The following is a 20,884-nucleotide window of genomic DNA, read 5'->3' on the forward strand; positions in this document are numbered from 1 at the left end:
GGGGACGCGTCATTCAGGCGAAGAGGTTGCCGCACTTCGAACTCAAGAGGAAGCCGAGGAACTCGCGCGCAAGGCCAAAGAGCGTCCGCCGTCGTCTAGTGGCGGTGGTGACAGCTGGGCTTGTGTCAGTGGGTCAGGAGGATCCTCAGACGGCGGATGTGCTGCTGACGGTGGTTCCTGCGGAGGTGGGGATTGAACAAGTCAGTCTTGGCTGGAGGCCTCGTTCTGTGGGTGTTTCGTACCTTGAAGGCTCGCGCCCGTGACGTCTAACATGGCAATCGACATGGACGTCCTATCGGCCGGCTTTCGCTGGCCTACTGTCCGCCGGTCATTTCTACGTTAGACCGCCGCAGTTTGCAATGCAAAACACTATAAAGATCGCTATTGCCTCGGCTCTCTTGTTGCTTCTCGGTTCCGGGTTCTTGTTCATGGGGGGTGGCGCACTCATGCGGGGGTTTTTCTACGTTAGCAGGTACCAAATTACGCTCATTCACCAGGACCAGTCGCCGTTATTCTTCTACGCTTACGTAGCTCACATGCTATTTTTTGGTGGGCTTCTCCTGGCTGTCGGATTTGCTGTCTGGTTCAGCCGCGGCGAAATTAGAAGAGAGGTTATTTCTTTTGTGGACTCAGCTATCTTGAGTCATCCCAGTCCACGCTGGTCGCTGATGGCTTTAATGATCGTCGTAGCCGCTGTTTTTATCGGCATAGCATTGTTTGTTTTATGAGTTTCTACATCGATCCGTTTCTCGGCTGCCTGTCTAACATCGCAGTCAAGTGGACACCTAGCGGCGCCACTTACTTTGAACGTTAAACCGCAGTGAAACGCTTCATCGCTCCGCTAATCATTGCTGTCGCATTCGGCCTTGGCCGGACCGAAGCCGCAGAAGACGTCTGGGCGACAGCTATCGCGGAACGTCCGACCGATGGGCGTCGCGTTATTTTCCGGTATGTTGATGAATTTAGACATCCATTGGAACGTACTGAGTTTCCCTACGTTGTCGTTCTAAGCTGGCGGTACTCGTCTGAGAGTGGCATGCCTGTTGGCGATGTCATTGATGCCATGTACGAGGTAGAGGATCGACTTCGGCAGGCGAGTGAGAATGGCGGTCGTGGCATGCTAGTACTGATCTCGACGGGCGAGAACGTGCGTTTGTGGACGTACTACGCAAAATCGGATGTCGACTTCCGTGCGACCGTTTCGAGTGCGCTTGTTCCGATAAGTCGCTTCCCGATTGAGGTGTCTTCGCGGCATGATCCGGCGTGGACGGAGTACGAGCGCTTCAAGCGAGGAGTTAGACGGAAGTGACGCTGCGGCTTAACATGTCAATCGACTCGGATCCACAACAGCAAGAGGCGGCTTCGCCGCAAGTGTTGGTGGTCCGGTCATCTTTACGTTAAGCCCCAGCAGAAGGAACACCGTATGCCAAGCCTTCCCTCCATACTTGTTGCTGCCGGCGCCTTCGTGATCCTCGGTCTCGGTTGTGCCCATCTTCTCTTCACTTTCCGTGGGAACAAGTTTCATCCTCGCGACCTGGCGCTCATGGCTCGGATGCAGGAGGTTTCGCCTGTCATCTCGCGCAAAATGTCGATGTGGGACGCTTGGGTCGGCTTCAACGCGAGCCACAGCTTTGGGGCAATACTGTTCGGCCTCGTCTACGGCTATCTCGCGCTTGCGCAGCCTGCTGTTTTCTTTTCATCGTGGTTCCTCTTGGCTGTCGGGCTGGCGCTGCTCGGCGGTTGCGCCTTTCTTGGCTGGCGCTACTGGTTCAGCACGCCGTTTCGAGGAATCGTCTTGTCCACCGTCCTTTACGTAGCCGGCCTGCTCGCGCACTGGGCCTAACATTTCGGTGGACCCGCTGGTGCCTAACCCTTCCTTCAAGCGTACGTGCCTTCGGCACGCCGCTTAAGTCAAACGTTAGGTCTCACGTGCTCGCTGATGTAGCTGTCCGCCTGGCAGCAGAATCTCACTCAACACAGATTGCGGAAATGTCGCGCGATTACATCGAGCATGGTCTGGGCTGGAATTGGACGCGAAGCCGCATATCTCAGTCTCTGCGCGACAAGGACGTAAACGTAGCCGTGGTCGTCGCAGATGACAACGTCCTCGCATTTGGCACCATGCGCTACGGTGAGCGTCATGCCCACCTGGAGCTGCTCGCGGTTCGACCTCAATATCGGCGCAAAGGCTTGGCCAGCGCGATCATCACTTGGTTGGAATCCGTCGCGCAACTTTCGGGGGCTGAGAGAATCCTGGTTGAGTGTCGGAGAAACAACGACGCGGCTCGATCTCTCTACCTGGAGCACGCGTATCATGAAAGGCTTATCGAATTGGCCATGTACAGGCAGTCCGAAGACGGCATCATGTTGGAGAAGTGGTTGCGCGCACGTGCCGATGGTGGAAGTGAAACCTAACCAGCCAGTCAACACGGACGCCTTGCGGCGTCCTCTCGCAAGTCGCCGGTTACACGCACGTTAGGCGATACTGCTTGTAGAGGGAGATCGGTTTGAAAAATTGGTTGAATCGTTTGCTAGGTTTTTTGGGGATCGGACGAGCTATACAGGCGGTCCTATTCCTTGTTGTTGTGACTTGTATCGGTATCGCCTTGTTGGTAAAAGGCTAATGCGTTTTATGGGTCTAAGTAATTCAAGCGGGAGTACTGCAAATGCAGCGGCCTAACAATTCAGTCAACTCGGACACACAAGTAAATCTGAGCGCTACTCGCATCCGGTTCTTGTGCGCCGGTTGCCTTCAACGTTAGGCGTCATAGGCGAAATGTGGGCCGCTGTCGCTGTCATCGCGCTCCTGGTCGTGGCCTGTGCGCTCATGGCTGGCCGAATGGTTCAAGCTCGTGAGCGTGCTGCCAAAGCCAATGACACGTTCGCCCTCAGATTCGTGATGGTCGAAGACGATGGCTCCGCTCGTGCGCTTACAGCGGATGAAGTCGCCCACCTCAACACTGAGTTCTATCCTGTCGACGGGGCACGCCCATACATTAAGGCAAGCTATTCAGCGCTCACACCGGATGGTCGTATCGGCGGGTACCTCCTCCGCCGTAAGCTTCCGCCTACGGTCCTCGTCCAGCGTTCAACAGTGGGTGCCGGATGACGCCTAACCCTTCGTTGCACCCGACTCGCTACAGCGAGCTCCCGTCTTGCAAAGTTCGATCTGCTTTCTAGAGAGCAAAGCGTCATGGAACCATCCAAAGTAGCTCCCTGGGAATTCCTGCTAGCCCATATCTCACCAATAGCTGAGCGCGTGCTCGACCCTATTGAGGGTTTGAAGCAGCTAATGGCTGGAATACGGTCCTCGAACTACGATTTTGAAACGCCTGCAAGAGAGCATGTCGGTGATGCGTACGGCATTGAACAACTTCTTGGTCTGTACTGGAGCTACGACGAAGCGCTTGAACAGCCGTATGAATTCGTCTCTCACAACGAGTATGCGAAGTTCAACTTTGCAAAATTGAAGGAAGAAGCAGTGCTTGCATCTGTTAGCTGGGTACAACAATACTCGCCTAATGGTGCAGCATCACCAGCGCCCTAACCCTTCAATCGAGAGGACGTGCCCCGGAGCCGGGTCACGCCTCTCATCTCAAACGTTAAGCCTGGCCCGCGGCCGACGTGACACCAAGCGCAGCGACTGGCACCCAAGGGTGCAGCCGGGCCGGGTTATGGGTAGCGATGGTCAAACACAACGGAATCGGCTGTTTAAGCTGCGCTCGTCCATATTGAGGAGGCGATCACCACACTGTCCGCCTAGAATCGATTTGCGGGGTTTGATCCCTTTTTTATCGACCTGAGCGAAACTCAAAATGGACAATAAGTCTTTGAATAACAAGCACTTGGCTGGCTTTTCGGCGGCCAGGTTATACCGCAGGCGCGATGTTATACCGCAGACCTTGCGGTACACATTACGTTAGAGCGCATGAAGAACATCCAGGTCATAGACGGTGCCGTCAACTCGGTGTATGACATCTTCCAAGCGACGGACGAAGAGTTCTCGCTCATCTATCCGAGTGGAGAAGACGTTGCTTTTGTCGATGAAGTCTACGCTCGGGGGTCGGGTGAAGAGCTCGGCGCGGCATTCGAGCGGATCTGGACACGCCGGATTCCGAAGCGAGATGCCATGGGTATTCATGGGCTATTGTTCTTCGAACTTGACGTGAAAATGAAGTACTACCCGACGAGGCGTGATGAAGAGGCGATCAATCCAAATGGCTCACCGCTCCGTTAGTATTCGCTCTAACAATTCGGCCCACGCGGACAAGCAGCATCGGGTTGCCGCTTCGCGGCTCATGCTGCGTGCCGGTGGCCTCTAACGTTAGGTGGCTGCTATGGCACGATCAGTCATTTCAAGCCGAAGCGGCGGGATCGTACGGCTCCTCATTGCATCCGCCCTATTGGTCGCTTTTGGCAGCTACTTTTTTTACCTCGGCTGGGAAACGTTCATTGATGGTGAGGTGCTCATTAAAAGAAAGAACAGTAATCCGTACATGGCATATGCGCACGGGGAGAATTCAGAAGCCTTCTTCAGTTACTTTCGCGATTGGTTCTGGGCCACTGGGCTCATCGTTCTCGCGGGTGTTGCTCTTCCGATTTGTTTGGTGCTTCTTCCCTCAAAGCAAAGGAACAATTGGTTTCATTTCTTTGGGGAAACTGCGGGAGGGATACGTAGCAATCTGCCGTGGGCTTTGGCGCTCTTAGTATGCATGGCGCTGTTTGGCTTGCTGGCTGACGAGGTTAGCGATCGCGGCCTGCCGCCAACGCGGCGCACAAAGCCACCTAACCCTTCGATCGATCGGACATCTTCCAGCGTACTACCCACGCTTCCCGGAGCCGCTCATGTCCAACGTTAGAGGGCAGTTCATGGCGACTGTGTGGCTTTCCAGACTTCTCCGCGCACTGGGTGTAGCGGCGGTAATCTTGGCGATGGGCGGATTCATCTACACAGGCACCTCCATCTTCTGGGTTGCAGCGGGTACGGTGGACCAGCTCGCTGTGGAACTTAACGCCACTCACGTGCATGCGTCCTTCTACACCATGGCCTGCATCTGCCTCCTGTTTTATTCCGTCATTCTGCTCTTTGGAGTTCAGTTCCTTCGGCTGAATGGCAGCCTGTGGTGGCTGTTCGCCCTTGTTCTCTTGCTCGAGGTCGTGCTGCAGTTTGCCGTCGGTCGCCTCTGGCTTCATCCCACTCTCGGCCATAGCATTGCCGCGGCAACAGGGATCGCACTGGGCGGCCTCTCGTTCCAATTTCTCATGGGCTTTCCATTTTGGGCCCCCGTGGTCGCGTATCTTTGCAACCGGACGCTCAAGGCCCATGCCCTCTAACTGGTCAATCGACACGGACACGCCTCGGCAGCGCACCGGTCACCTCCAACGTTATGCCGCAGGACCGGTATATTTGCCGTTTGAGGTCGTGCAATGAGCAATGACAAGGCGGACATTTATTGCCCGAAGTGCGAGTGGCGACCGGGTCCCTACGACGTCTGGGATTGCGTTCCCTCGTGCGGCACCACCTGGAACACCTTTTGGACGCGTGGCGTCTGTCCCGGCTGTGGCGTGAAGTGGCCCAGTACTCAATGCTATGGATGTGAGAAATTCTCTCCGCACGAGGCGTGGTACCACTATCGCGAGCCGACTGAGTCAACCAGCTACGAGCACGAGGTTGAGAAGCATGCGGCATAACGGGCTGTTCGACACGGACGCACAGGTGCTTCCGTGCGCTTCGCGCACTTGCCTCATGTGCGCCGGTCAACGCCAATGTTAGGGCGCACATGAACCTACGGTCACTCGCAATAACATTGCTGCCCCTCTTCATCGCCGCTATGAGCTTCGCGTTCATGCCAAGTCTGTTCATGCCCAAGCGCTGGCTGGACATTGGACCTGGTCAGGAACGTTCGGCCGTACATGCCGTCCTCGGAGTTCCAGATGCCAACTACTCAGAGAAGGGATTCGACGGTTGGCATAACCCATTCGGCATTGGAGCGTCGATTCTCATCGTTAGATACGACGAAAGCCTCTCTAGAGTCGTCTCAACCAAGGTCGAAACGAAATGGGGCACCGGGTACCGTGACTGGGTGCAGGAATACAAGCACCGCCTGAGCAATCAAACTGCTCCTGTTCATCGCTAGCGTCAGCAGCACGCAGGAAGCCCGGCAACAATGCGCCCTAACCCTTCCTTCAAGCGGACCCGCCTACGGCGGTCCGCTTAAGTCAAACGCTAGATGCCATGGAAACGCTGCTCCTCCTCGTACTCGCAATTTTTGGGGTTGGCTTTGCGGTTGGTGCATTCTTGAATCATCCCGACGAACTCCCATTGCACCGGCTTCGCAGGTTTCTATGGGCCGGGTGGATTGGATGGACCATCCTCTGCGGTGCACTGCTGCACCTTGCGAACGAAAAGTTTTGTCCCCCCGGCGGTTGCATCGGAGTGGCCTTAGGATTTGCATGGTTCGGGCTGGCGTTCGCTTGGTTAGTTGGCGGGCTTTGCGCGACGGCTGGTATCTACACTGCCCGGAACTATCTGAGGAACCACTAGTGGCAATGGCATCAAACAAGCCGTTCGACACTGACGCCCGAGTGCTTCAATGCGCTCCGTGCACACGTCTCCCGCTCGCCGATCAACTCCAACGTTAGGCCGCACCATGAGAGTCATTGCGATTGTTTCGCTTCTTGTTCTGCCTGGTCCGATATTCCTGGTTTACTCGCAATTCATTGGCAACACGGGCTTTGAGTGGAAACACTTTTTGGCGAACTATGCTTGGTGCTCTGCCGTCTTGTATTGCTCCGCGTTGATTTTGATGGGAGCCCGTGCGAGCGTTACGCTATGGCTTGCTACTCTCGCCGCGGGGAATGCAGCGCTCATCGCATTCTGTGTTTGGATGGCCAGCCTCTTGGCGAGAGGCTACAGGGACACCGAAATCGCATGGGTGCTTCTTTTTCCAGTTCAGGCACTGGTCATTGCGCTCGCGGTGTTGGCCTATTGGATTGCGCATCGGAGCAAGGAGCGGCCTGGCCATGTTGCCTAACAGGCCGATCGAGACCGGCACACAACGCCGGGGCTCCGCGAAGCGCATGATTTTCGGCGCGACTCATAGCGCCAAGCCTTTGTGCGCGGTTCACTTTTCAACGTTGAGTGTCTTGACCATGCGTCTTTTTTGTATCTCAATTGCCATTTCACTATTTCAGGTCACGTCCAGTCATGCCGCATGCTCTGACAAAGAAAGTTGGACGGCGGCAAAGTCATTGCACCTAATCTCATCCAATGAACAAAACCCGAAAGAATCTTTTGAGGTAGAGGTACGCCACTTGGGTAACGCACAAATGTTTTCGCGCGTCATCCAGGGTGTTGCGGTCGCCGAGTCTTACCGGCTTTCTGGCGGGCGACACCTATTTCACGGCCTTGATGAAAAAACGTTCAATCACCCTGATAGCTTTGACCCCAGGCAGTCATTTTTTCTGCCAACAATGATCCTGCAAAAATTTGGGTTTGCTGGATTGTGTGAGGTTTCAGGCGAGCAACACTTTCATGGTTCCATCGACTTGGGCAATTACTCGCCTCCTGGTATGCGCAGGCTGAAGGTTGGGGGAACGGTGACCCGTTCCTCAGCTTCCGTTGTGACATTTTCACTTCACCTGCTTGGTGACGCTGCTACGACCATCGACGGGTCGTTCGATTTTGTTCCCCCACCATTTCCAGCCGAGGCCCCGGTTCTCAATTGGTATTACCTCCTTCCCGGCGATCGTATGCTTTCCGCTAAACGTACAAATACCACTATGCCTACGCTGAGTGCTTTCGTTCAAGGTACGGAACAATAACTGTGCGCACAAAAAAGGTGCCTAATCCTGGTGGCCGTAGCCGTGACCGAGAACAACAAGCATGCGCCCACCGCCAGACGCATCGCCGGCAGTGTCAGGTTTGAGGGTTGATAGAGATGCTTAACCCGTCAATCAACACAGACTCACAACAGAAAAAAGGCCGCTCCACCGCTACTATTGTGGTTCGGTCACCTCTAACATTAGGCGTCTCATGGCATTGCTTTTAAAAATCATCACCGTACTGTTTGGCCTCGCATCGATCGCAGCGGGCGTGAAGAGTGTTCTGCGACGAGAAGCCAAATTCACGTGGAATGGAGATAGCGACGAGAAGCGTGTCGTTGAAGGGCTTCCGGCAATCCTCATCGGCCTGGGCGAGATCGCTATAGGCCTTTACATCATCTTCGCTCTACGCTTTCCCTTTGCGAGCTGAGATATTTACATCGGACCGACTCATCATCGCCAATGTCGCCTAGGCACCACTACACATGACACCCGTACTCGTCACCAAAGTTGCGATCCGCATTTACAGCAAGCGTTGGGTGGCATTCGCGTGCACGATCGCCGGCTTCGGTGCATTTGCTGCGTGCGCCGCGTATGGCACGCCCGTGGTGGCTCGATTGGCCGGGGCGCTGGCCGGCCCAGCCGTCGGCATTCCGTGGGCAATGTTTTGTGCAGCTTCGTGGTTCCATCCGGAGCACGGGTCAATGGCCAGGTTGGGGCGCGCTGGCTTCCTTCCAGACTGGCTGCAGCAGTTGGTCCGCTGGTACGGCGCGATGTTCTTAGCAGTCTTTGTGCTTTTCTGTGCAGTGGCTTGGCCCGCATTCGCGTACTCCGATCTATGGCCGCCCGTGCAATGAGTCACGTCACGCCCTCGTCGCGCGTCACAAGCGAGGCGCTCGTCTATCTTGGGGTGGCGGCACCCAAACTGCCCGCCTAGAATCGGTTTGCGGGGTTTGGTGTTCTTTTTATCGATCTGAACGAAACTCAAAATGGACAGTATGTCTTTTGATAACAAGCACTTGGCTGGTTTTTCAGTGGCCAGGTTATACCGCAAGCGCGATGTTATACCGCAGACTTTGCGGTATGCATTACGTTAAATCTCATGGACCAAGACGGCTACACGCGTGTGATCGAAACGTTTGGACACAACGGTCGCGTTGGTGTCATGGTGGAATTTCGCGTCCGTGACGAGTTCAGCACGCGGTGTCAGGAGTTCGTTGCACTTGCACGTGACGTTGCAGTGCACATCGCGGCGGAAAATCCAGCATCGGTAGAGGGGTTGATGCAACAACGCTTCGTGAAAGACCAAACGCACTCCATTCACTACTTGATCGCGGCGGTGTCCAATGCATTGGGCGAGCGCATTTCTGTAACGCGTTTTGTTCGATGGGATAACGAGATGAAGGCCGAGGATGGTCATGAACCACCGCCTGCAGTAGCGGCCGCTCTGGGGCGTTACGCATGAGCTTTAACTTTTTGCTCGGCACGGACACTCAGCCGCAGATAGCCGCTTCGCGGCACTGGCTGCGTGCCGGGCAGCGCCAACGTTAGACATCACGATGTACACCTGCCCTTACTGCATGCAACGCGCGTTGTCCCCGACGCGCAAGATGTTCCTCGGCCCGGCTACGAAGGCAACGTGTGGCTCGTGTCAGAGGAAGGTGAGTGTGTCATGGTGGTCCCTGGCGCCAGGTATCGTCGCCATCTTGGTCATTGCCGCCTCATTGAGATTCTTGCCCTACGCGTGGAGCGTCCCCATAGCCATCTTGGCGTTTGGTGCGTATTCTTGGGCTCATCTTCAGCGTGTTCCGCTGGTGGGGCGCGATGCCTAACAAGTCGGTCGACACGGACACGCACCGGCAGCGCGCCGCGATGCGCGCGGGTGATCGTGCACCTCGCGGCGCGCYGCCRGTGCGTGCCGGTCACCTCCAACCTTAGGCCGCACAAGATATGCCTTATCAAGTCGTAGCAGTGCATAGGAACCAAATGCACTCGTTCTCCAAGTCCGAAGTTCCGAGCACAGAGCTTGTGCCGGGTCACGGCGTGCGAGACGATGCGCATTATGGTGTCACGGTCAAGCACAGGTCGAGAGTGGCCAAAGATCCCACGCAGCCGAACCTACGGCAAGTTCATCTCCTCCACGAGGAGCTATTCGCCGAGGTTGCAGAACATGGCCTACAGGTTCTACCCGGCCATATGGGCGAGAACATCACCACACGGGGAATCAAACTGCTCAATCTGAGCACAGGCACAAGGCTGAAGATTGGCGCTCACGCCATCGTTGAGATCACTGGTCTGCGCAACCCTTGCTCCCAGATAGAAAACTTCCAACCTGGTCTTCTTTCCGCCGTGTTGGGACGTTCCACTGATGGCTCACTCATCCGCAAGGCTGGAGTGATGGCAATCGTTCTTGAAGGTGGCACCGTTCAGGCCACCGATACTATCGAGGTCATATATGAGCCCCATGATTTCAAGCCCCTCCTGCCGGTCTAGGGTGCGGCATAACTCTTCCTTCAAGCGGACTTGAGCGTTATGCAAATTGTCGGAATCGTGTTGGCGATTGGTATTGGACTCGTGAGTTGGCCGGCAGCGTTAGCACTGGGTGGATGGGGTTCTCCCCTGCGCGCTCTTGATTCACTTTTACTCTGGACTCCCATAGTTGGCGCGGCAGTACCAATCGCTTTACTCCTGTTTGTGAAAGGGGCAAAGGTATTCGGGGCTTGGGTCGTGGCGTTGGCTCCGCTCCTCGGTGTGCTGAACGTACTTTGGAGTGTCGATTTCTATACGGCTTACCTTGGACCCAGTCTTCCTTCGTCGGACCCAATACCATGGGTATTCATGGTTTATTCTGCAATGTGGCTGCTACCTTGGTTGTATGTGATCACTGCATTGAGGAAAAGAAGACTGTCCGCCTAGAATTGGTTTGCGGGGTTTGGTCCTTTTTTATTGACCTGAACAAAACTCAAAATGGAAAATAAGCCTTTTAATAACAAGCACTTGGCTGGGTTTTCAGTGGCCAGGATATACGGCAGGGGCGATGTTATACCGCAGACCTTGCGGTATACATTACGTTAAATCTCATGGAGACATCGCCCCGCGCATCTCGATCCTTGCGCGTCGCCCTGTTGGTCGCGCACGCAGTCATCCTGGCATGCGTCAGTCTTTCCACCATGGCGGATCCGTGCTCACGCGAGCCTATTGATGCTCCGACCCCAGTCGAATTAGCAGAGTCGGCCGCACGCAAGGCACGCCTGCGCGCGGAGGTCGATCAGCGTCTCTCTAACTACCGCGCAGAAATGGCTAAGTTGGAGGCAACCCGGCCGCAAAACGCCGAAAGAGAGGCGCGGCTCCAGCACATGCGACGAACGTTGGCAAGAGTCGAAGAAAATCTGCGAGAGCTTGACTTGAGGGTGCATTACCTCACTCCTACCACGACGGAGGAGCCATTCAAGTCGTACTTGTCACGCCTGACTCACCGCATTGAGCAGTACGGAACTGAAAACTGGCCTACTGACAACGGCGAGCGTGTGTATGGCTGTGCCATCGCGGAGATAAGAATTCGCGCAGACGGTTGGATGAAATGGATCAAGATGGTCCCGTCTCATGCCCCCTTCATCGAGCGATATGTGCCAACCATGATCGCAAGTCTTACCAAGGGTTCGTTTGAGGTGTTCCCACCTGAAATGGCAGCCTTGGCCGACGAAGTTGTCCTGATACTCCCGTTCAAGTACGCTAAAAGGGACTAACCGTGGGCGTGACACTTAACCTGTCGTTCGAGCGGACCGCCTGCGGCGTCCACTCAACTTTACGTTAGACCTCAGAAACATGGTCACCGTCTCGACCCAAGCCCAGTTGCGCGCGGTGCGGGACCTTCCGTTCTGCCACGTTTGCGGCAAGCCCTTCGCGCCGGCGGACGAGACCAATCACGACCATGTGCCGGCCCAGACATGTTTCGATCCGTCGGATCGAAACCCGCCGCTGAAATTGAAGACCCATTTCCGCTGCAACAACGAACACACGGAGAATGACGCGAAGCTAGGAGAGCTGATCGCAACCCAGAGGCGCAAGGCTCTCGATCCCGCAAACACACGGCTCCAAGTCAATCTGCTCACCGCTTCCGATGGTTCCCTTCACGCAGCGTACTTCGACAATCTTGATGTCATAGGAGGGATCCGCCGGTGGGTCGGTGGTTTCCATGCTGCTTTGTACCGGGAGCCCCTTCCTCTGGGAACATGGTTTCAGGCGACCCCGCCGCTCCCGCATGGAAGCGTTAAGGACGGCGCAGTTCACGTCGAGCCTGTACCTAAACAGCATCTCGCGTTTGTCGAAGCGCTCAAGTCCAATCGCGCTCTCGGCCGCATGGACGCGGTGATCTCTTGCACAGGAAAGATGCGGTACGAATGCGTGTGGGCTGAAGCAGATGGCGGGAAGGGACTATTCTGTATATTTGGCTTGGACATTTACGGGTGGATTGGTCTTGGCGACGCAAAGAACTTCGGCGCTCGAGGATGCACCGGCGCATACATCTTGGAGTCGCGCATGGCCCCCCCCGGTGCAAGCGTTGCCACACGTTTGGTGGTGGAATTTCAGAACCGGTCGCCGTTCGACCCTTTCGGACCATGAGGTCTAACAGGTCGTCGACGCGGACACCCACCGGTCAACTCCGACATTAGGTCTCATGGCAAACGCTGGTTCTATATCGGGCGCTCCGAAATTGGGCTTTCGGTCAAGTGCCGCGCGAGCGATCGTTGCCGCTCCACTGGACGAGCGTCGTAGGCTACATACTTATCCTAGCCGCTGTGGCTGTCGAAGCGGTGACACGTAGGAGCAATGGGAATGAGACCTAACAAGTTGGTCGAGATCGACACACTACGGCAAGGGGTCGCGAAGCGCGCCGGGGACCGTACGCCTCGCGACCCCTTGCCGTTGTATGCAGCTCACCTCCAACGTTAAACAGCAGAAATGAAGCGCGAGCTATCACGCCAGGAAGCGCTCGAGAATGCACACGAGTTGGAGGAGCTTTCTCGCAATCTCAATGCCAATTTCGAGCAAGCAAGCTTCCATCGGGAGATTCCGCGGTGGCAGCGCTTTGCCTCCAGAGACCGAAAAAACTTCTGGCGCATGCCGGTTTGGCTATGGGCTCCCACTGTTGCTGTTCTAGTTGCATTCTTTGTTTTCGCTGTTCTCAGAGTGGGAGGGCATCTTGCTGCTTAACATGCAATCGACACCGGACCCACAACAGCGGGAGGCGGCTTCGCCGCTCATGTTGGTGGTCTGGTCATCTTTACTTTAAACAGCGACATATCCCATGCCAGTGAAAACCTACTACCGCGAGGACTTGGCGCGCCAACATCTGGAAACCGCGCTAGCTCTTTTTGCGGAAGGAAAAGACTACGGTTCAGTAGTCACGCTCGCCGGAGCGGCTGACGAGGTCTTCGGTAAGTTTTTGGTCGCGGAAGGGAAGGAAAACTCGCTAGAAGCGCTGAAGCGTGCGGTGGCGGCAATTCACTTGAAGCTGTATGGCGAACCCACCCCACCGAGGCACATCGCGGACCGAGCAAACATGGCAAGGAACAGCCTGAAGCACTGGGACGTGGGCGCCCCCAAGCTCGTGAAGTTCGACCTGAAGCATGAATCAATTGACATGCTCAGTCGTGCAATTGACAACTACTGGCTACTGAAGGAGGATCTCACTCCGGCCATGGAAAAGTTCGAGAGGGAGGTGTTGCGTGCTTAACTGGTCAATCGACGCGGACCCACAACAGCGGGAGGCGGCTTCGCCGCTCTCGTTGGTGGTCCGGTCATCTCCACGTTAGGCCGCTTGGAGCGCTATTCCAAATGCCTTCACTTTCACCGTATCAGCTGTCAGTCGCCCAGACGTTTCTCGCGGCAGGTATAGAGTTTCTCGTGATTGGTGGAAAGGCGATGCAAGCACACGGCATGAACCGAGAAACGGAGGATCTCGATCTCGTTGTCTCGCGGGCGGAGGTCAACGCAGACAAGCTTCATCAGGTACTGAGCGCCTTCACACCAGTCCAAAGCAACAAACTCACGGCTGAAACGCTCCAGATGACAAAGAAACTTCTCTGTCTTCCAGATCAGGCCAGTAAAGAAGTCGATGTCCTAACCTCAGTTGGCGCACTCGACTTTGCAGCAGCTACCCAGAACGCCCTTCTCGCAAGCTTCGAGAATTTGGAACTCCGGGTACTAGGGCTCGAAGAGCTCTTGTACACCAAGGTCGTTTCAGCATCGAGCAACTTGGCACAAGAAGCTCAAGCTCGCGACCTAGCAGATGTCGAGGCAATCTTGGCGCACTGGAAGCGGCAGCTTAGCCCTTCAATCGAGAGGACGTCGCCCGGCAGGTCGGGCGCCGCCTCTCATCTCAGACGTTAGGCGGCCCATGCGATACGTTGCCACCGGCAGAGTCCACCCTGAGCGAGCCGACATTCGCTTCGGCCCCGTCGAATGGCAGATGCCAGAGCACGGACGGGTAGTTGCACAGTGCGACTCTTCTCAAGTCACGGTGCTCCTGGACCTCATGTCAATTGACGGTTTCATAACCGCATACATCGCGGCGGAACACTTCGCGCACATTGTTGTGGGCGCGCTCGGATTCTCGTTGGGCTCGGGCTACGCGGTCGAGTTGATTCAAGTTACCGAGGAAGACGGAACGCCCCATGTATTTGGTGTTCGGCCAACGGGCACTGCATCAACCGAAACGCTCGGATTTGATCCGTACGGCCCCGTATTCAACCGAGCGTTCGTGCAGGCGAATCGCGATCTGTTTTTCCGTCTGGCACTGCGAGACTATCTCCGCGCCATCAACGACACAACCGATTGCGCGACCTACTGCTTCCGCGTAGTCGAGAGCCTGAAGTCCGCATTCGCCTTCAAGACGGGCAAGGACACTTGGCAGTCTTTGCATGACGCCTTGGGCACGGAGCGCGCAATCATCGACAACACTATCAAGGCATACGCCGATCCTGTTCGCCACGGAAACTGGGTCAACGCAAAACCTACCGATGGACCAACGCGCTGGAAGATGCTGCTATTAACCCGAGACATTCTGCTCAAATACTTGGAGCATGAGCAACCAACCGACTAACCGTTCCATCGAGGGGACGTCCGCAAGCGGGCTTCGCCCACTTGCGGCCCTGTCATGTCTCGTGAGATATGTTTCAAGAAACTTCGCCGAAAGGACCTCGCCATGCGCATGCATTTCCCCAACGCTCTTGTACTTGCCCTACCAATAGCCCTCTCCGCCTGTGCAGGAGGCCCTGCCGCATCAGCGCCAGCATCTGCGCCGCCAAGCGGTGCTTGCAACGCCGCACCAGCCCAATTTGCCGTGGGCCGCAATGCGAACGCAGCACTTGAAGAAGAAGCCCGCACACGCGCCGGCACCAAAGCCGTCCGGGTTCTCAAGCCCGGACAGGTCGTGACGATGGAGTTCAATGCTGATCGGCTGAGCTTGACGGTGGATGCGGCCGGGCGCGTGACGCACGTCAGCTGCGGTTAAAAACATAGGCCGGCGCGAAGGCCGGCTAACGCTCGTGGTTTTTGACTTCTTTTGTTTTCAAGTTTCTGCGGCCGCTTGCGCCCGGCCTTGCTGAGCAGACTACGTTCGATGGATTGCCAGGTTTGGCAGGCCGACATACCAACGTGAATGTTGTTGTTGCCTCCCCACGCAAGCCCTCTGTTTGCAGGATGCAAACGACCCCTTGCTGATATTCTTCCTTCGTTCGGCAGCCTCTGCTGGCCATCTGCTCCACTTATCAAAGGCTGCGAATGTCAATCAACAACTGGAACGCCTTCCTGAAGAAAGCTTGCGCGTTTGCCTTGCTGTTTAGCGGATTTCTCACCGCTGCGGTGGCTGCTTCTGAAGCGGTATCAGCAGGTGGGCCAAGACCCGGGGAATTCAAAAAGCTGGGCATTTACCCGTGGAGTTGCTATGGCGTTCAAGGTGACGTCTGCAAGGGCGAAGACTGGCCGGACCTCCCGACCAGTGCAGACCGCCTGAAACTGCTTTATTACCTGAACCCTCAGCTGAAAAGTTTTGGCCTGCTTGAGCATGCGCTCAAAGACCTGTCGGGCTCTGACAAAAACTTTTTGACGGGAGAGCCTTTGTCAAGTACGCCTTACTTTGCTTTCCACCAGATTTTTAAAGGGCCAGGCGCGGGGGAACATGAGCGCATGCAACTGGCGCAATGGAAAGCCGCGTTTCCGAATTCGCATTTTGTCGTCCTTGCGGAAGCTGCTTACCAGTATGCAGATGCATGGAACGCGCGGGGCGAGGGGTATGCCGGCACCGTTTCACCCGAATCGTGGAAGCTGTTCGACAGCAGACTTCGGGCTGCACAGAAGCTTCTCGACAGCGCGCCTGCGGCCGCGAAGAAGACGCCGCTTTGGCATGGCCTGGCCCTTGGTATTGCGCTGGACTCAAGGAACAAGAACAAAGTAGCGCCTGTGTTCAAGGCTGCCGTGACGCAATGGCCCCGTCAATTCGAGTTCTACACACATGCTGTGTCACGGTTGACGCCCAAATGGGGCGGCAGCTGGGAGATTGTGGAAGCTTTTATCGATCACTGGAGCAAGCAACAACAGGCCACCGAAGGGTTGTCGATGTATGCGCGTTTGTATATTAGCCTGGCAGGAACAGCTCTTCCGAGCGACACAAAAATGAAGTGGGAGAGGATGCGGGCAAGCCTTGAAGACCTGGCCACACGCTACCCCGACCCTGCATTCAAAAACTACTTTGCTGCGTACGCCTGTTTCGCAAGGGACAAACTGGCATACACAAAAGCCATGAGCCAATTGCCAAAAGAGCAGCTTCTTCACGGTATATGGCTTGAGAGTCATTCGTACGATGTCTGCACGCTATGGGCTTCCAAATAGGGACATAACCGCATGCTGAAACTCATCGATTTAAAGAAGGCGTTGATTCTTTACAACTGGATAAGCCATCTGAAAAAGGGTTGCATTTTTACAGCGCTCGCGGCTGCTCTCGTCGGCCCGGCATCTGCCGCCTCAGGCGACGAAATGCCATGGCGTTGCTACACGCCCCCCGGAGGGCCACCATGCAACAACGACTATTGGCCCAACTATCAGACCGCCGCGTCAAACCTGAAGCTGCTGTACACAATGGAAAGCTTCAAGGCGCTGGAACGGGCACTAAAAGAGTTGATCGCATCGGGCAAGAATTTCCCCGCAGGCGAGCCCATGGCTACCGCTCCTTATATGGCGTTCAAGCTGGCAATGCCCGCACCTGGAACGTTGCCCGTGGAAGAAGACCGAATCAAACGCTGGAAGGCCGCTGTTCCGAATTCTTACTTTGCGGTTTTTGCCGAAGCGCGTTACCAATACGCCAATGCGTGGAACGCGCGCGGCTCGGGGGGACAGAACTCGATATCTCCCGAGGCTTGGGAGCTTTATGACAGCAGGCTTGCCGCCGCCCAGAAAATACTTGATAACGCCCCCGCTGAGTTGAAAGCCACGCCGATGTGGGACATGCTGACGCTCGACATCGCGCTGAACTCAAGAGAACCCAACGCCAATATTGAGGCGGCCTTGAGGAATGCGGTCAAGCGTTGGCCGCGGGACTTCTATCTTTATCGGAATACGCTGGACAGCATCGCGCAGGCGGATGATGGCAACTGGGAGGCCATCGATGCCTTCATCAATTACTGGAGCGAGCAACAACGGGCCACTGAAGGGAGCTCTATGTATGCGCGGCTCTATATTCACCGCAGTCGGGCTTTAATGCCCGGATCAAAAATGAACTGGCCGCGAATGAAGGCAAGCTTTGAAGACCTTATTGCGCGCTATCCGGATCCGTATTTCAAGAACCTCTATCCGAGCTATGCATGCGCCAGGCAAGACAAGCCCACGTTTCTGAAAGCCATGAAGCAATTGCCGAAAGAAGAATTGAACGCCATTTACTGGTTGAGCGGAAAATCGCATGAAGCTTGCGCGAAATGGGCGGCCAGATAGGCCGAACACTCATACGACCCTGGATTTTCTGACGCAATCGTGCCGGAAGATACGGCTCGCGTAACCGGCTTAACGGCTATCACGACCCTTGCTGAGCTTGCTCTGTTGCTGAAGCTGCCGCTTGCGCTTGGCCTTGTTGAGGGACTCGGGTTCTGGCGGGCGGTTGCGCAATGCTTCGGCTTCGCGGGCCTGCAGTTTTTCTTTCCGTTTTTTGTCGCGGAAGTGCACAAACAGCCGGCCCAGGCCGAAGCTGACGGCGCAGCTGATAACCAGAAAAACAACGGCTGATGTTTCCATAGATTTTGTAGAGAGATGTTGCGTTGACGTTGACGTTGGCGTTGACGTGGGCGCTAGTCGGCCAAAAACAATGTCTGCAGGTCGTTCAAAAAATCAAAGCCGCGCTCGGTGGGCTTGACGCGTATGAAGTCGCGCTCGATCAGGCCCTTGCGTTCGGCTTCTTCCAGGCCGCGCTGGATGGCGGTGAAGGGCAGGCCGGTCTTTTCGGTGAAGTCTTGCAGCTTGAAGCCGTCGCGCAGGCGCAGGGCGTTGAGCATGAACTCGAACGGCAGGTCGGCGCGGCTGACTTCGGTTTCTTGCGTGACGGCTTCGCCGGCCAGGGCCTTTTCCATATAGAGCTTGGGCTCTCGGTAACGCACCTGGCGGACGACGCGGTGCGCAAAGCTGAGCTTGCTGTGGGCGCCGGCGCCTATGCCGAGGTAGTCGCCAAACTGCCAGTAGTTGAGGTTGTGAAAGCAGCGGTGGCCGGGCCGGGCGTAGGCCGACACTTCATAGCGCTGCAACCCGGCGGCCTGCGTGATCTCGGTGATTTTGTCGAGCATGGCGTAGGCGGTGTCTTCTTCAGGCACCACGGGCGGAAATTTGGCGAAGTAGGTGTTGGGCTCGATGGTGAGGTGGTAAATCGAGATGTGGGGCGGCTGCAGCGCCAGCGCCTGCCGCATGTCTTGCTCCAGGCTTTCCATGGTCTGGCCTGGCAGCGCGTACATGATGTCGAGGTTGAAGGTGTCGAAGGCTTGTGCGGCTTCTTCTACCGCGGCGATGGCCTGGGCGCGGTCATGCACGCGGCCGAGGGCTTTGAGGTGCTTGTCGTCAAAGCTCTGCACGCCGACGGACAAGCGCGTGACGCCGGCGCTGCGAAAGGCCTTGAAGCGGTCTTTCTCAAAGGTGCCGGGGTTGGCTTCGAGCGTGATTTCGCAGTCGGCTTCCAGTCTGAGGCGTGCGCGGATGTCGGCAAGCAGACGGTCTATGGCTTGGGGTGAAAACAGGCTGGGTGTGCCGCCGCCAATAAAAATGCTGTGCACCATGCGGCCCCAGATCAGGGGCAGCGCGGCCTCCAGGTCGGCTACCACGGCATCGATATAGCGCTGCTCTGGCATTTCGCCCGCGACTTCATGCGAATTGAAGTCGCAATAGGGGCATTTCTTGAGGCACCAGGGCAGGTGCACGTACAGCGACAGCGGCGGCAACGCGGCCAGCTGCAGCGTGCCGCTGCGCATGTAGTGCTGGATGTCTTGCTGGGCCATAAAAGGAAGAGTGGTTACAGCCAGCGCTCGCGCAGGAGTTCGATCATCTGCTGTGCGGCTTTGCCGCGGTGGCTGTTGGCGTTTTTCACTTCAACGGGCAGCTGCGCGAAGGTCTGGCCGAACTCGGGGATGTACATCACCGGGTCAAAGCCGAAACCGTTGCTGCCGACGGGTGCTGGTGCGATTTCTCCGGCCACGCGGCCCGAGGCGATCAGTGGCTCCGGGTCTTCAGCAGACCGGACCGCCACCAGGGTGCTGACCAGCGCCGCGCGACGCTGGGCGGGCTGCGTCAGGCCGGTCATCTGCTCCAGCAAGGCTTTGACGTTGTTGTCGTCGCCCTTGGCATAGCCAAACTGCGTGGCGTAAAACGCGGTGTCCACGCCGGGCAGGCCGCCAAAGGCATCCACGCACAAGCCCGCGTCGTCAGCCAGCGCGGGCAGGCCACTGAGGCGCGACGCCTGGCGGGCTTTGGCAAGTGCGTTTTCCACAAAGGTGCGAAAGGGCTCGTCAGCCTCCGGCAGGCCCAGCTCGGCCTGGCTGACCAGCGTCAGGCCCAAGGGAAGGAGCATGGCCTTGAGCTCGGCGAGTTTGCCCTGGTTGTTCGACGCAAGTACGATTTTCATAAGCGAAAAATGGCTCTAGACCAATACGGTCGGGCGCAAGCAGCTATTAATTTGATAGCGACTGTTTCTGCATGCCGACCAGTTCGGCGATGCCTTTTTCGGCCAGAACCAGCAGCGCGTCCATTTCCTTGCGCGAGAACGCCGCACCTTCAGCGGTGCCCTGCACTTCCACGTAATTGCCGGCGCCGGTCATGACGACGTTCATGTCGGTGTCGCAGGCGAAGTCTTCGGTGTATTCCAGGTCCAGCAAGGGCGTACCTTGCACGATGCCGACCGAGATTGCCGCGACGTGGTCGATGATGGGCGTTTGCTGGAGCTTGCCGCTGGCGAGCAGGGTATTGACGGCGTCCTGCGCGGCCACAAAAGCGCCGGTGATGCTGGCGGTGCGGGTGCCGCCGTCAGCCTGGATCACGTCGCAATCGAGATGGATGGTGCGCTCGCCGAGTTTTTTCAAGTCAAACACCGACCGCATCGATCGGCCGATGAGGCGCTGGATTTCCTGGGTGCGCCCGCTTTGCTTGCCGCGGGCGGCTTCGCGGTCTCCGCGGGTGTGCGTGGCGCGGGGCAGCATGCCGTATTCGGCCGTGACCCAGCCTTCGCCGCTGCCTTTTTTGTGGCCAGGTACTTTTTCTTCAACGGAGGCGGTGCAGAGCACCTTGGTGCCGCCGAACTCGATCAGTACGGAGCCTTCGGCATAGGCCGTGTAGTGGCGGGTGATGCGCACGGGGCGCAGGGCGTCGGCCGCACGCGCGCCGCTTCGTTCAAACTGACTCATGGTGGATGGCTTTCTGGCAAGTCGCCGGACTGGGACTGAATGGCGGAATTGAAAGGAACGGAACTGGAATGGAGCGGGAACGGGAGAGGCAAGCGGCGCCGAAGGCGCAGCCACCGAAACGGCTAAGCCGGGGT

Annotated in this window: 28 protein-coding genes; 25 read left to right on the forward strand and 3 right to left on the reverse strand. The window is 56.6% G+C overall.

Translation table 11 applies throughout. The features are described from left to right. Positions 1–359: 359 nt before the first annotated feature. The 25 genes from AC1D1J_RS07655 (at position 360) to AC1D1J_RS07775 (ending at position 18,099) form a co-directional block, all read left to right on the forward strand. Positions 360–728, forward strand: a complete 369-nt coding sequence (locus AC1D1J_RS07655; RefSeq protein ID WP_477694326.1) for a hypothetical protein — start codon at positions 360–362, stop codon at positions 726–728. Between the two features lie 92 nt (positions 729–820). Further along, entirely contained in the window at positions 821–1,309 is a 489-nt protein-coding gene (locus tag AC1D1J_RS07660) for a DUF695 domain-containing protein (protein ID WP_477688599.1), read from the forward strand. Positions 1,310–1,423: 114 nt separating this feature from the next. Further along, positions 1,424–1,843, forward strand: a complete 420-nt coding sequence (locus tag AC1D1J_RS07665; protein WP_477694327.1) for an LIC_13387 family protein — start codon at positions 1,424–1,426, stop codon at positions 1,841–1,843. 146 nt (positions 1,844–1,989) lie between these two features. Beyond that, complete coding sequence (locus AC1D1J_RS07670; RefSeq protein ID WP_477694328.1) at positions 1,990–2,415, forward strand: GNAT family N-acetyltransferase; 426 nt, start codon at positions 1,990–1,992, stop codon at positions 2,413–2,415. Between the two features lie 778 nt (positions 2,416–3,193). Next, a complete protein-coding gene (locus AC1D1J_RS07675; RefSeq protein ID WP_477688596.1) occupies positions 3,194–3,547 on the forward strand; it encodes a hypothetical protein in 354 nt (117 codons plus the stop codon). 381 nt (positions 3,548–3,928) lie between these two features. Further along, entirely contained in the window at positions 3,929–4,237 is a 309-nt protein-coding gene (locus tag AC1D1J_RS07680; protein ID WP_477694329.1) for a hypothetical protein, read from the forward strand. 100 nt (positions 4,238–4,337) lie between these two features. Continuing rightward, a complete protein-coding gene (locus AC1D1J_RS07685) occupies positions 4,338–4,859 on the forward strand; it encodes a hypothetical protein (protein ID WP_477694330.1) in 522 nt (173 codons plus the stop codon). Further along, complete coding sequence (locus AC1D1J_RS07690; RefSeq protein WP_477694331.1) at positions 4,846–5,334, forward strand: hypothetical protein; 489 nt, start codon at positions 4,846–4,848, stop codon at positions 5,332–5,334. The genes AC1D1J_RS07685 and AC1D1J_RS07690 overlap by 14 nt, the downstream gene beginning before the upstream one ends. A 497-nt stretch (positions 5,335–5,831) precedes the next feature. Further along, positions 5,832–6,137, forward strand: coding sequence for a hypothetical protein (locus tag AC1D1J_RS07695; protein ID WP_477694332.1), 306 nt, complete (start codon positions 5,832–5,834; stop codon positions 6,135–6,137). Positions 6,138–6,650: 513 nt separating this feature from the next. After that, positions 6,651–7,034, forward strand: a complete 384-nt coding sequence (locus tag AC1D1J_RS07700) for a hypothetical protein (RefSeq protein ID WP_477694333.1) — start codon at positions 6,651–6,653, stop codon at positions 7,032–7,034. After that, positions 7,024–7,824 carry a hypothetical protein gene (locus AC1D1J_RS07705; RefSeq protein ID WP_477694334.1) on the forward strand — a complete coding sequence of 267 codons (801 nt, stop codon included), beginning with the start codon at positions 7,024–7,026 and terminating at the stop codon, positions 7,822–7,824. The genes AC1D1J_RS07700 and AC1D1J_RS07705 overlap by 11 nt, the downstream gene beginning before the upstream one ends. A 211-nt stretch (positions 7,825–8,035) precedes the next feature. Further along, positions 8,036–8,254, forward strand: a complete 219-nt coding sequence (locus tag AC1D1J_RS07710; RefSeq protein WP_477688592.1) for a hypothetical protein — start codon at positions 8,036–8,038, stop codon at positions 8,252–8,254. A gap of 55 nt (positions 8,255–8,309) precedes the next feature. Beyond that, positions 8,310–8,681 carry a hypothetical protein gene (locus tag AC1D1J_RS07715; RefSeq protein ID WP_477694335.1) on the forward strand — a complete coding sequence of 124 codons (372 nt, stop codon included), beginning with the start codon at positions 8,310–8,312 and terminating at the stop codon, positions 8,679–8,681. 245 nt (positions 8,682–8,926) lie between these two features. Next, positions 8,927–9,289: a hypothetical protein gene (locus AC1D1J_RS07720; RefSeq protein WP_477694336.1), complete on the forward strand. Its 363-nt coding sequence runs from the start codon at positions 8,927–8,929 to the stop codon at positions 9,287–9,289. Positions 9,290–9,810: 521 nt separating this feature from the next. After that, positions 9,811–10,317 (forward strand): MOSC domain-containing protein, encoded by a 507-nt coding sequence (locus AC1D1J_RS07725; RefSeq protein ID WP_477694337.1) that lies wholly within the window; start codon positions 9,811–9,813, stop codon positions 10,315–10,317. A gap of 587 nt (positions 10,318–10,904) precedes the next feature. Then, positions 10,905–11,570: a hypothetical protein gene (locus AC1D1J_RS07730; RefSeq protein ID WP_477694338.1), complete on the forward strand. Its 666-nt coding sequence runs from the start codon at positions 10,905–10,907 to the stop codon at positions 11,568–11,570. Positions 11,571–11,649: 79 nt separating this feature from the next. Continuing rightward, the gene (locus tag AC1D1J_RS07735; RefSeq protein ID WP_477694339.1) at positions 11,650–12,447 is read left to right on the forward strand and encodes a hypothetical protein; all 798 of its coding nucleotides are present in this window, start codon (positions 11,650–11,652) and stop codon (positions 12,445–12,447) included. 339 nt (positions 12,448–12,786) lie between these two features. After that, entirely contained in the window at positions 12,787–13,038 is a 252-nt protein-coding gene (locus AC1D1J_RS07740; protein ID WP_477694340.1) for a hypothetical protein, read from the forward strand. Between the two features lie 94 nt (positions 13,039–13,132). After that, on the forward strand, positions 13,133–13,561 hold the full coding sequence (locus AC1D1J_RS07745) for a hypothetical protein (protein ID WP_477694341.1): 429 nt from the start codon (positions 13,133–13,135) through the stop codon (positions 13,559–13,561). A 101-nt stretch (positions 13,562–13,662) separates the two neighbouring features. Further along, positions 13,663–14,217, forward strand: coding sequence for a nucleotidyl transferase AbiEii/AbiGii toxin family protein (locus AC1D1J_RS07750; protein WP_477694342.1), 555 nt, complete (start codon positions 13,663–13,665; stop codon positions 14,215–14,217). A gap of 7 nt (positions 14,218–14,224) precedes the next feature. Continuing rightward, positions 14,225–14,929 (forward strand): DUF8168 domain-containing protein, encoded by a 705-nt coding sequence (locus AC1D1J_RS07755; protein WP_477694343.1) that lies wholly within the window; start codon positions 14,225–14,227, stop codon positions 14,927–14,929. 108 nt (positions 14,930–15,037) lie between these two features. Next, positions 15,038–15,340 carry an I78 family peptidase inhibitor gene (locus tag AC1D1J_RS07760; RefSeq protein WP_477694491.1) on the forward strand — a complete coding sequence of 101 codons (303 nt, stop codon included), beginning with the start codon at positions 15,038–15,040 and terminating at the stop codon, positions 15,338–15,340. A gap of 269 nt (positions 15,341–15,609) precedes the next feature. After that, positions 15,610–16,716 carry a DUF4034 domain-containing protein gene (locus AC1D1J_RS07765; protein WP_477694344.1) on the forward strand — a complete coding sequence of 369 codons (1,107 nt, stop codon included), beginning with the start codon at positions 15,610–15,612 and terminating at the stop codon, positions 16,714–16,716. Between the two features lie 12 nt (positions 16,717–16,728). Further along, a complete protein-coding gene (locus tag AC1D1J_RS07770) occupies positions 16,729–17,811 on the forward strand; it encodes a DUF4034 domain-containing protein (protein ID WP_477694345.1) in 1,083 nt (360 codons plus the stop codon). Between the two features lie 39 nt (positions 17,812–17,850). Further along, on the forward strand, positions 17,851–18,099 hold the full coding sequence (locus AC1D1J_RS07775; protein ID WP_477694346.1) for a hypothetical protein: 249 nt from the start codon (positions 17,851–17,853) through the stop codon (positions 18,097–18,099). Between the two features lie 62 nt (positions 18,100–18,161). Here the strand turns inward: AC1D1J_RS07775 and hemW are convergent, their stop codons facing one another. Genes hemW through rph form a run of 3 tightly spaced genes read right to left on the reverse strand, consistent with a single transcriptional unit; the run spans position 18,162 to position 20,750 of the window. Continuing rightward, the gene (gene hemW / locus AC1D1J_RS07780; protein ID WP_477694347.1) at positions 18,162–19,352 is read right to left on the reverse strand and encodes a radical SAM family heme chaperone HemW; all 1,191 of its coding nucleotides are present in this window, start codon (positions 19,350–19,352) and stop codon (positions 18,162–18,164) included. Between the two features lie 14 nt (positions 19,353–19,366). Continuing rightward, positions 19,367–19,975, reverse strand: a complete 609-nt coding sequence (rdgB, locus tag AC1D1J_RS07785) for an RdgB/HAM1 family non-canonical purine NTP pyrophosphatase (RefSeq protein WP_477694348.1) — start codon at positions 19,973–19,975, stop codon at positions 19,367–19,369. Between the two features lie 46 nt (positions 19,976–20,021). Continuing rightward, on the reverse strand, positions 20,022–20,750 hold the full coding sequence (rph, locus tag AC1D1J_RS07790; protein ID WP_477694349.1) for a ribonuclease PH: 729 nt from the start codon (positions 20,748–20,750) through the stop codon (positions 20,022–20,024). Positions 20,751–20,884 lie beyond the last annotated feature (134 nt).

It is taken from the genome of Polaromonas sp. P1_F8 (genome assembly GCF_056405635.1).

Excerpts from the sequence above, each read along its gene's own strand:
- AC1D1J_RS07655 (WP_477694326.1), top strand. The coding sequence starts at position 360 with ATGCAAAACACTATAAAGATCGCTATTGCCTCGGCTCTCTTGTTGCTT.
- AC1D1J_RS07665 (WP_477694327.1), top strand. The coding sequence starts at position 1,424 with ATGCCAAGCCTTCCCTCCATACTTGTTGCTGCCGGCGCCTTCGTGATC.
- AC1D1J_RS07670 (WP_477694328.1), top strand. The coding sequence starts at position 1,990 with ATGTCGCGCGATTACATCGAGCATGGTCTGGGCTGGAATTGGACGCGA.
- AC1D1J_RS07675 (WP_477688596.1), top strand. The coding sequence starts at position 3,194 with ATGGAACCATCCAAAGTAGCTCCCTGGGAATTCCTGCTAGCCCATATC.
- AC1D1J_RS07680 (WP_477694329.1), top strand. The coding sequence starts at position 3,929 with ATGAAGAACATCCAGGTCATAGACGGTGCCGTCAACTCGGTGTATGAC.
- AC1D1J_RS07685 (WP_477694330.1), top strand. The coding sequence starts at position 4,338 with ATGGCACGATCAGTCATTTCAAGCCGAAGCGGCGGGATCGTACGGCTC.
- AC1D1J_RS07690 (WP_477694331.1), top strand. The coding sequence starts at position 4,846 with ATGTCCAACGTTAGAGGGCAGTTCATGGCGACTGTGTGGCTTTCCAGA.
- AC1D1J_RS07695 (WP_477694332.1), top strand. The coding sequence starts at position 5,832 with ATGAGCTTCGCGTTCATGCCAAGTCTGTTCATGCCCAAGCGCTGGCTG.
- AC1D1J_RS07700 (WP_477694333.1), top strand. The coding sequence starts at position 6,651 with ATGAGAGTCATTGCGATTGTTTCGCTTCTTGTTCTGCCTGGTCCGATA.
- AC1D1J_RS07705 (WP_477694334.1), top strand. The coding sequence starts at position 7,024 with ATGTTGCCTAACAGGCCGATCGAGACCGGCACACAACGCCGGGGCTCC.
- AC1D1J_RS07710 (WP_477688592.1), top strand. The coding sequence starts at position 8,036 with ATGGCATTGCTTTTAAAAATCATCACCGTACTGTTTGGCCTCGCATCG.
- AC1D1J_RS07715 (WP_477694335.1), top strand. The coding sequence starts at position 8,310 with ATGACACCCGTACTCGTCACCAAAGTTGCGATCCGCATTTACAGCAAG.
- AC1D1J_RS07720 (WP_477694336.1), top strand. The coding sequence starts at position 8,927 with ATGGACCAAGACGGCTACACGCGTGTGATCGAAACGTTTGGACACAAC.
- AC1D1J_RS07725 (WP_477694337.1), top strand. The coding sequence starts at position 9,811 with ATGCACTCGTTCTCCAAGTCCGAAGTTCCGAGCACAGAGCTTGTGCCG.
- AC1D1J_RS07730 (WP_477694338.1), top strand. The coding sequence starts at position 10,905 with ATGGAGACATCGCCCCGCGCATCTCGATCCTTGCGCGTCGCCCTGTTG.
- AC1D1J_RS07735 (WP_477694339.1), top strand. The coding sequence starts at position 11,650 with ATGGTCACCGTCTCGACCCAAGCCCAGTTGCGCGCGGTGCGGGACCTT.
- AC1D1J_RS07740 (WP_477694340.1), top strand. The coding sequence starts at position 12,787 with ATGAAGCGCGAGCTATCACGCCAGGAAGCGCTCGAGAATGCACACGAG.
- AC1D1J_RS07745 (WP_477694341.1), top strand. The coding sequence starts at position 13,133 with ATGCCAGTGAAAACCTACTACCGCGAGGACTTGGCGCGCCAACATCTG.
- AC1D1J_RS07750 (WP_477694342.1), top strand. The coding sequence starts at position 13,663 with ATGCCTTCACTTTCACCGTATCAGCTGTCAGTCGCCCAGACGTTTCTC.
- AC1D1J_RS07755 (WP_477694343.1), top strand. The coding sequence starts at position 14,225 with ATGCGATACGTTGCCACCGGCAGAGTCCACCCTGAGCGAGCCGACATT.
- AC1D1J_RS07760 (WP_477694491.1), top strand. The coding sequence starts at position 15,038 with ATGCATTTCCCCAACGCTCTTGTACTTGCCCTACCAATAGCCCTCTCC.
- AC1D1J_RS07765 (WP_477694344.1), top strand. The coding sequence starts at position 15,610 with ATGTCAATCAACAACTGGAACGCCTTCCTGAAGAAAGCTTGCGCGTTT.
- AC1D1J_RS07770 (WP_477694345.1), top strand. The coding sequence starts at position 16,729 with ATGCTGAAACTCATCGATTTAAAGAAGGCGTTGATTCTTTACAACTGG.
- hemW (WP_477694347.1), bottom strand. The coding sequence starts at position 19,352 with ATGGCCCAGCAAGACATCCAGCACTACATGCGCAGCGGCACGCTGCAG.
- rdgB (WP_477694348.1), bottom strand. The coding sequence starts at position 19,975 with ATGAAAATCGTACTTGCGTCGAACAACCAGGGCAAACTCGCCGAGCTC.
- rph (WP_477694349.1), bottom strand. The coding sequence starts at position 20,750 with ATGAGTCAGTTTGAACGAAGCGGCGCGCGTGCGGCCGACGCCCTGCGC.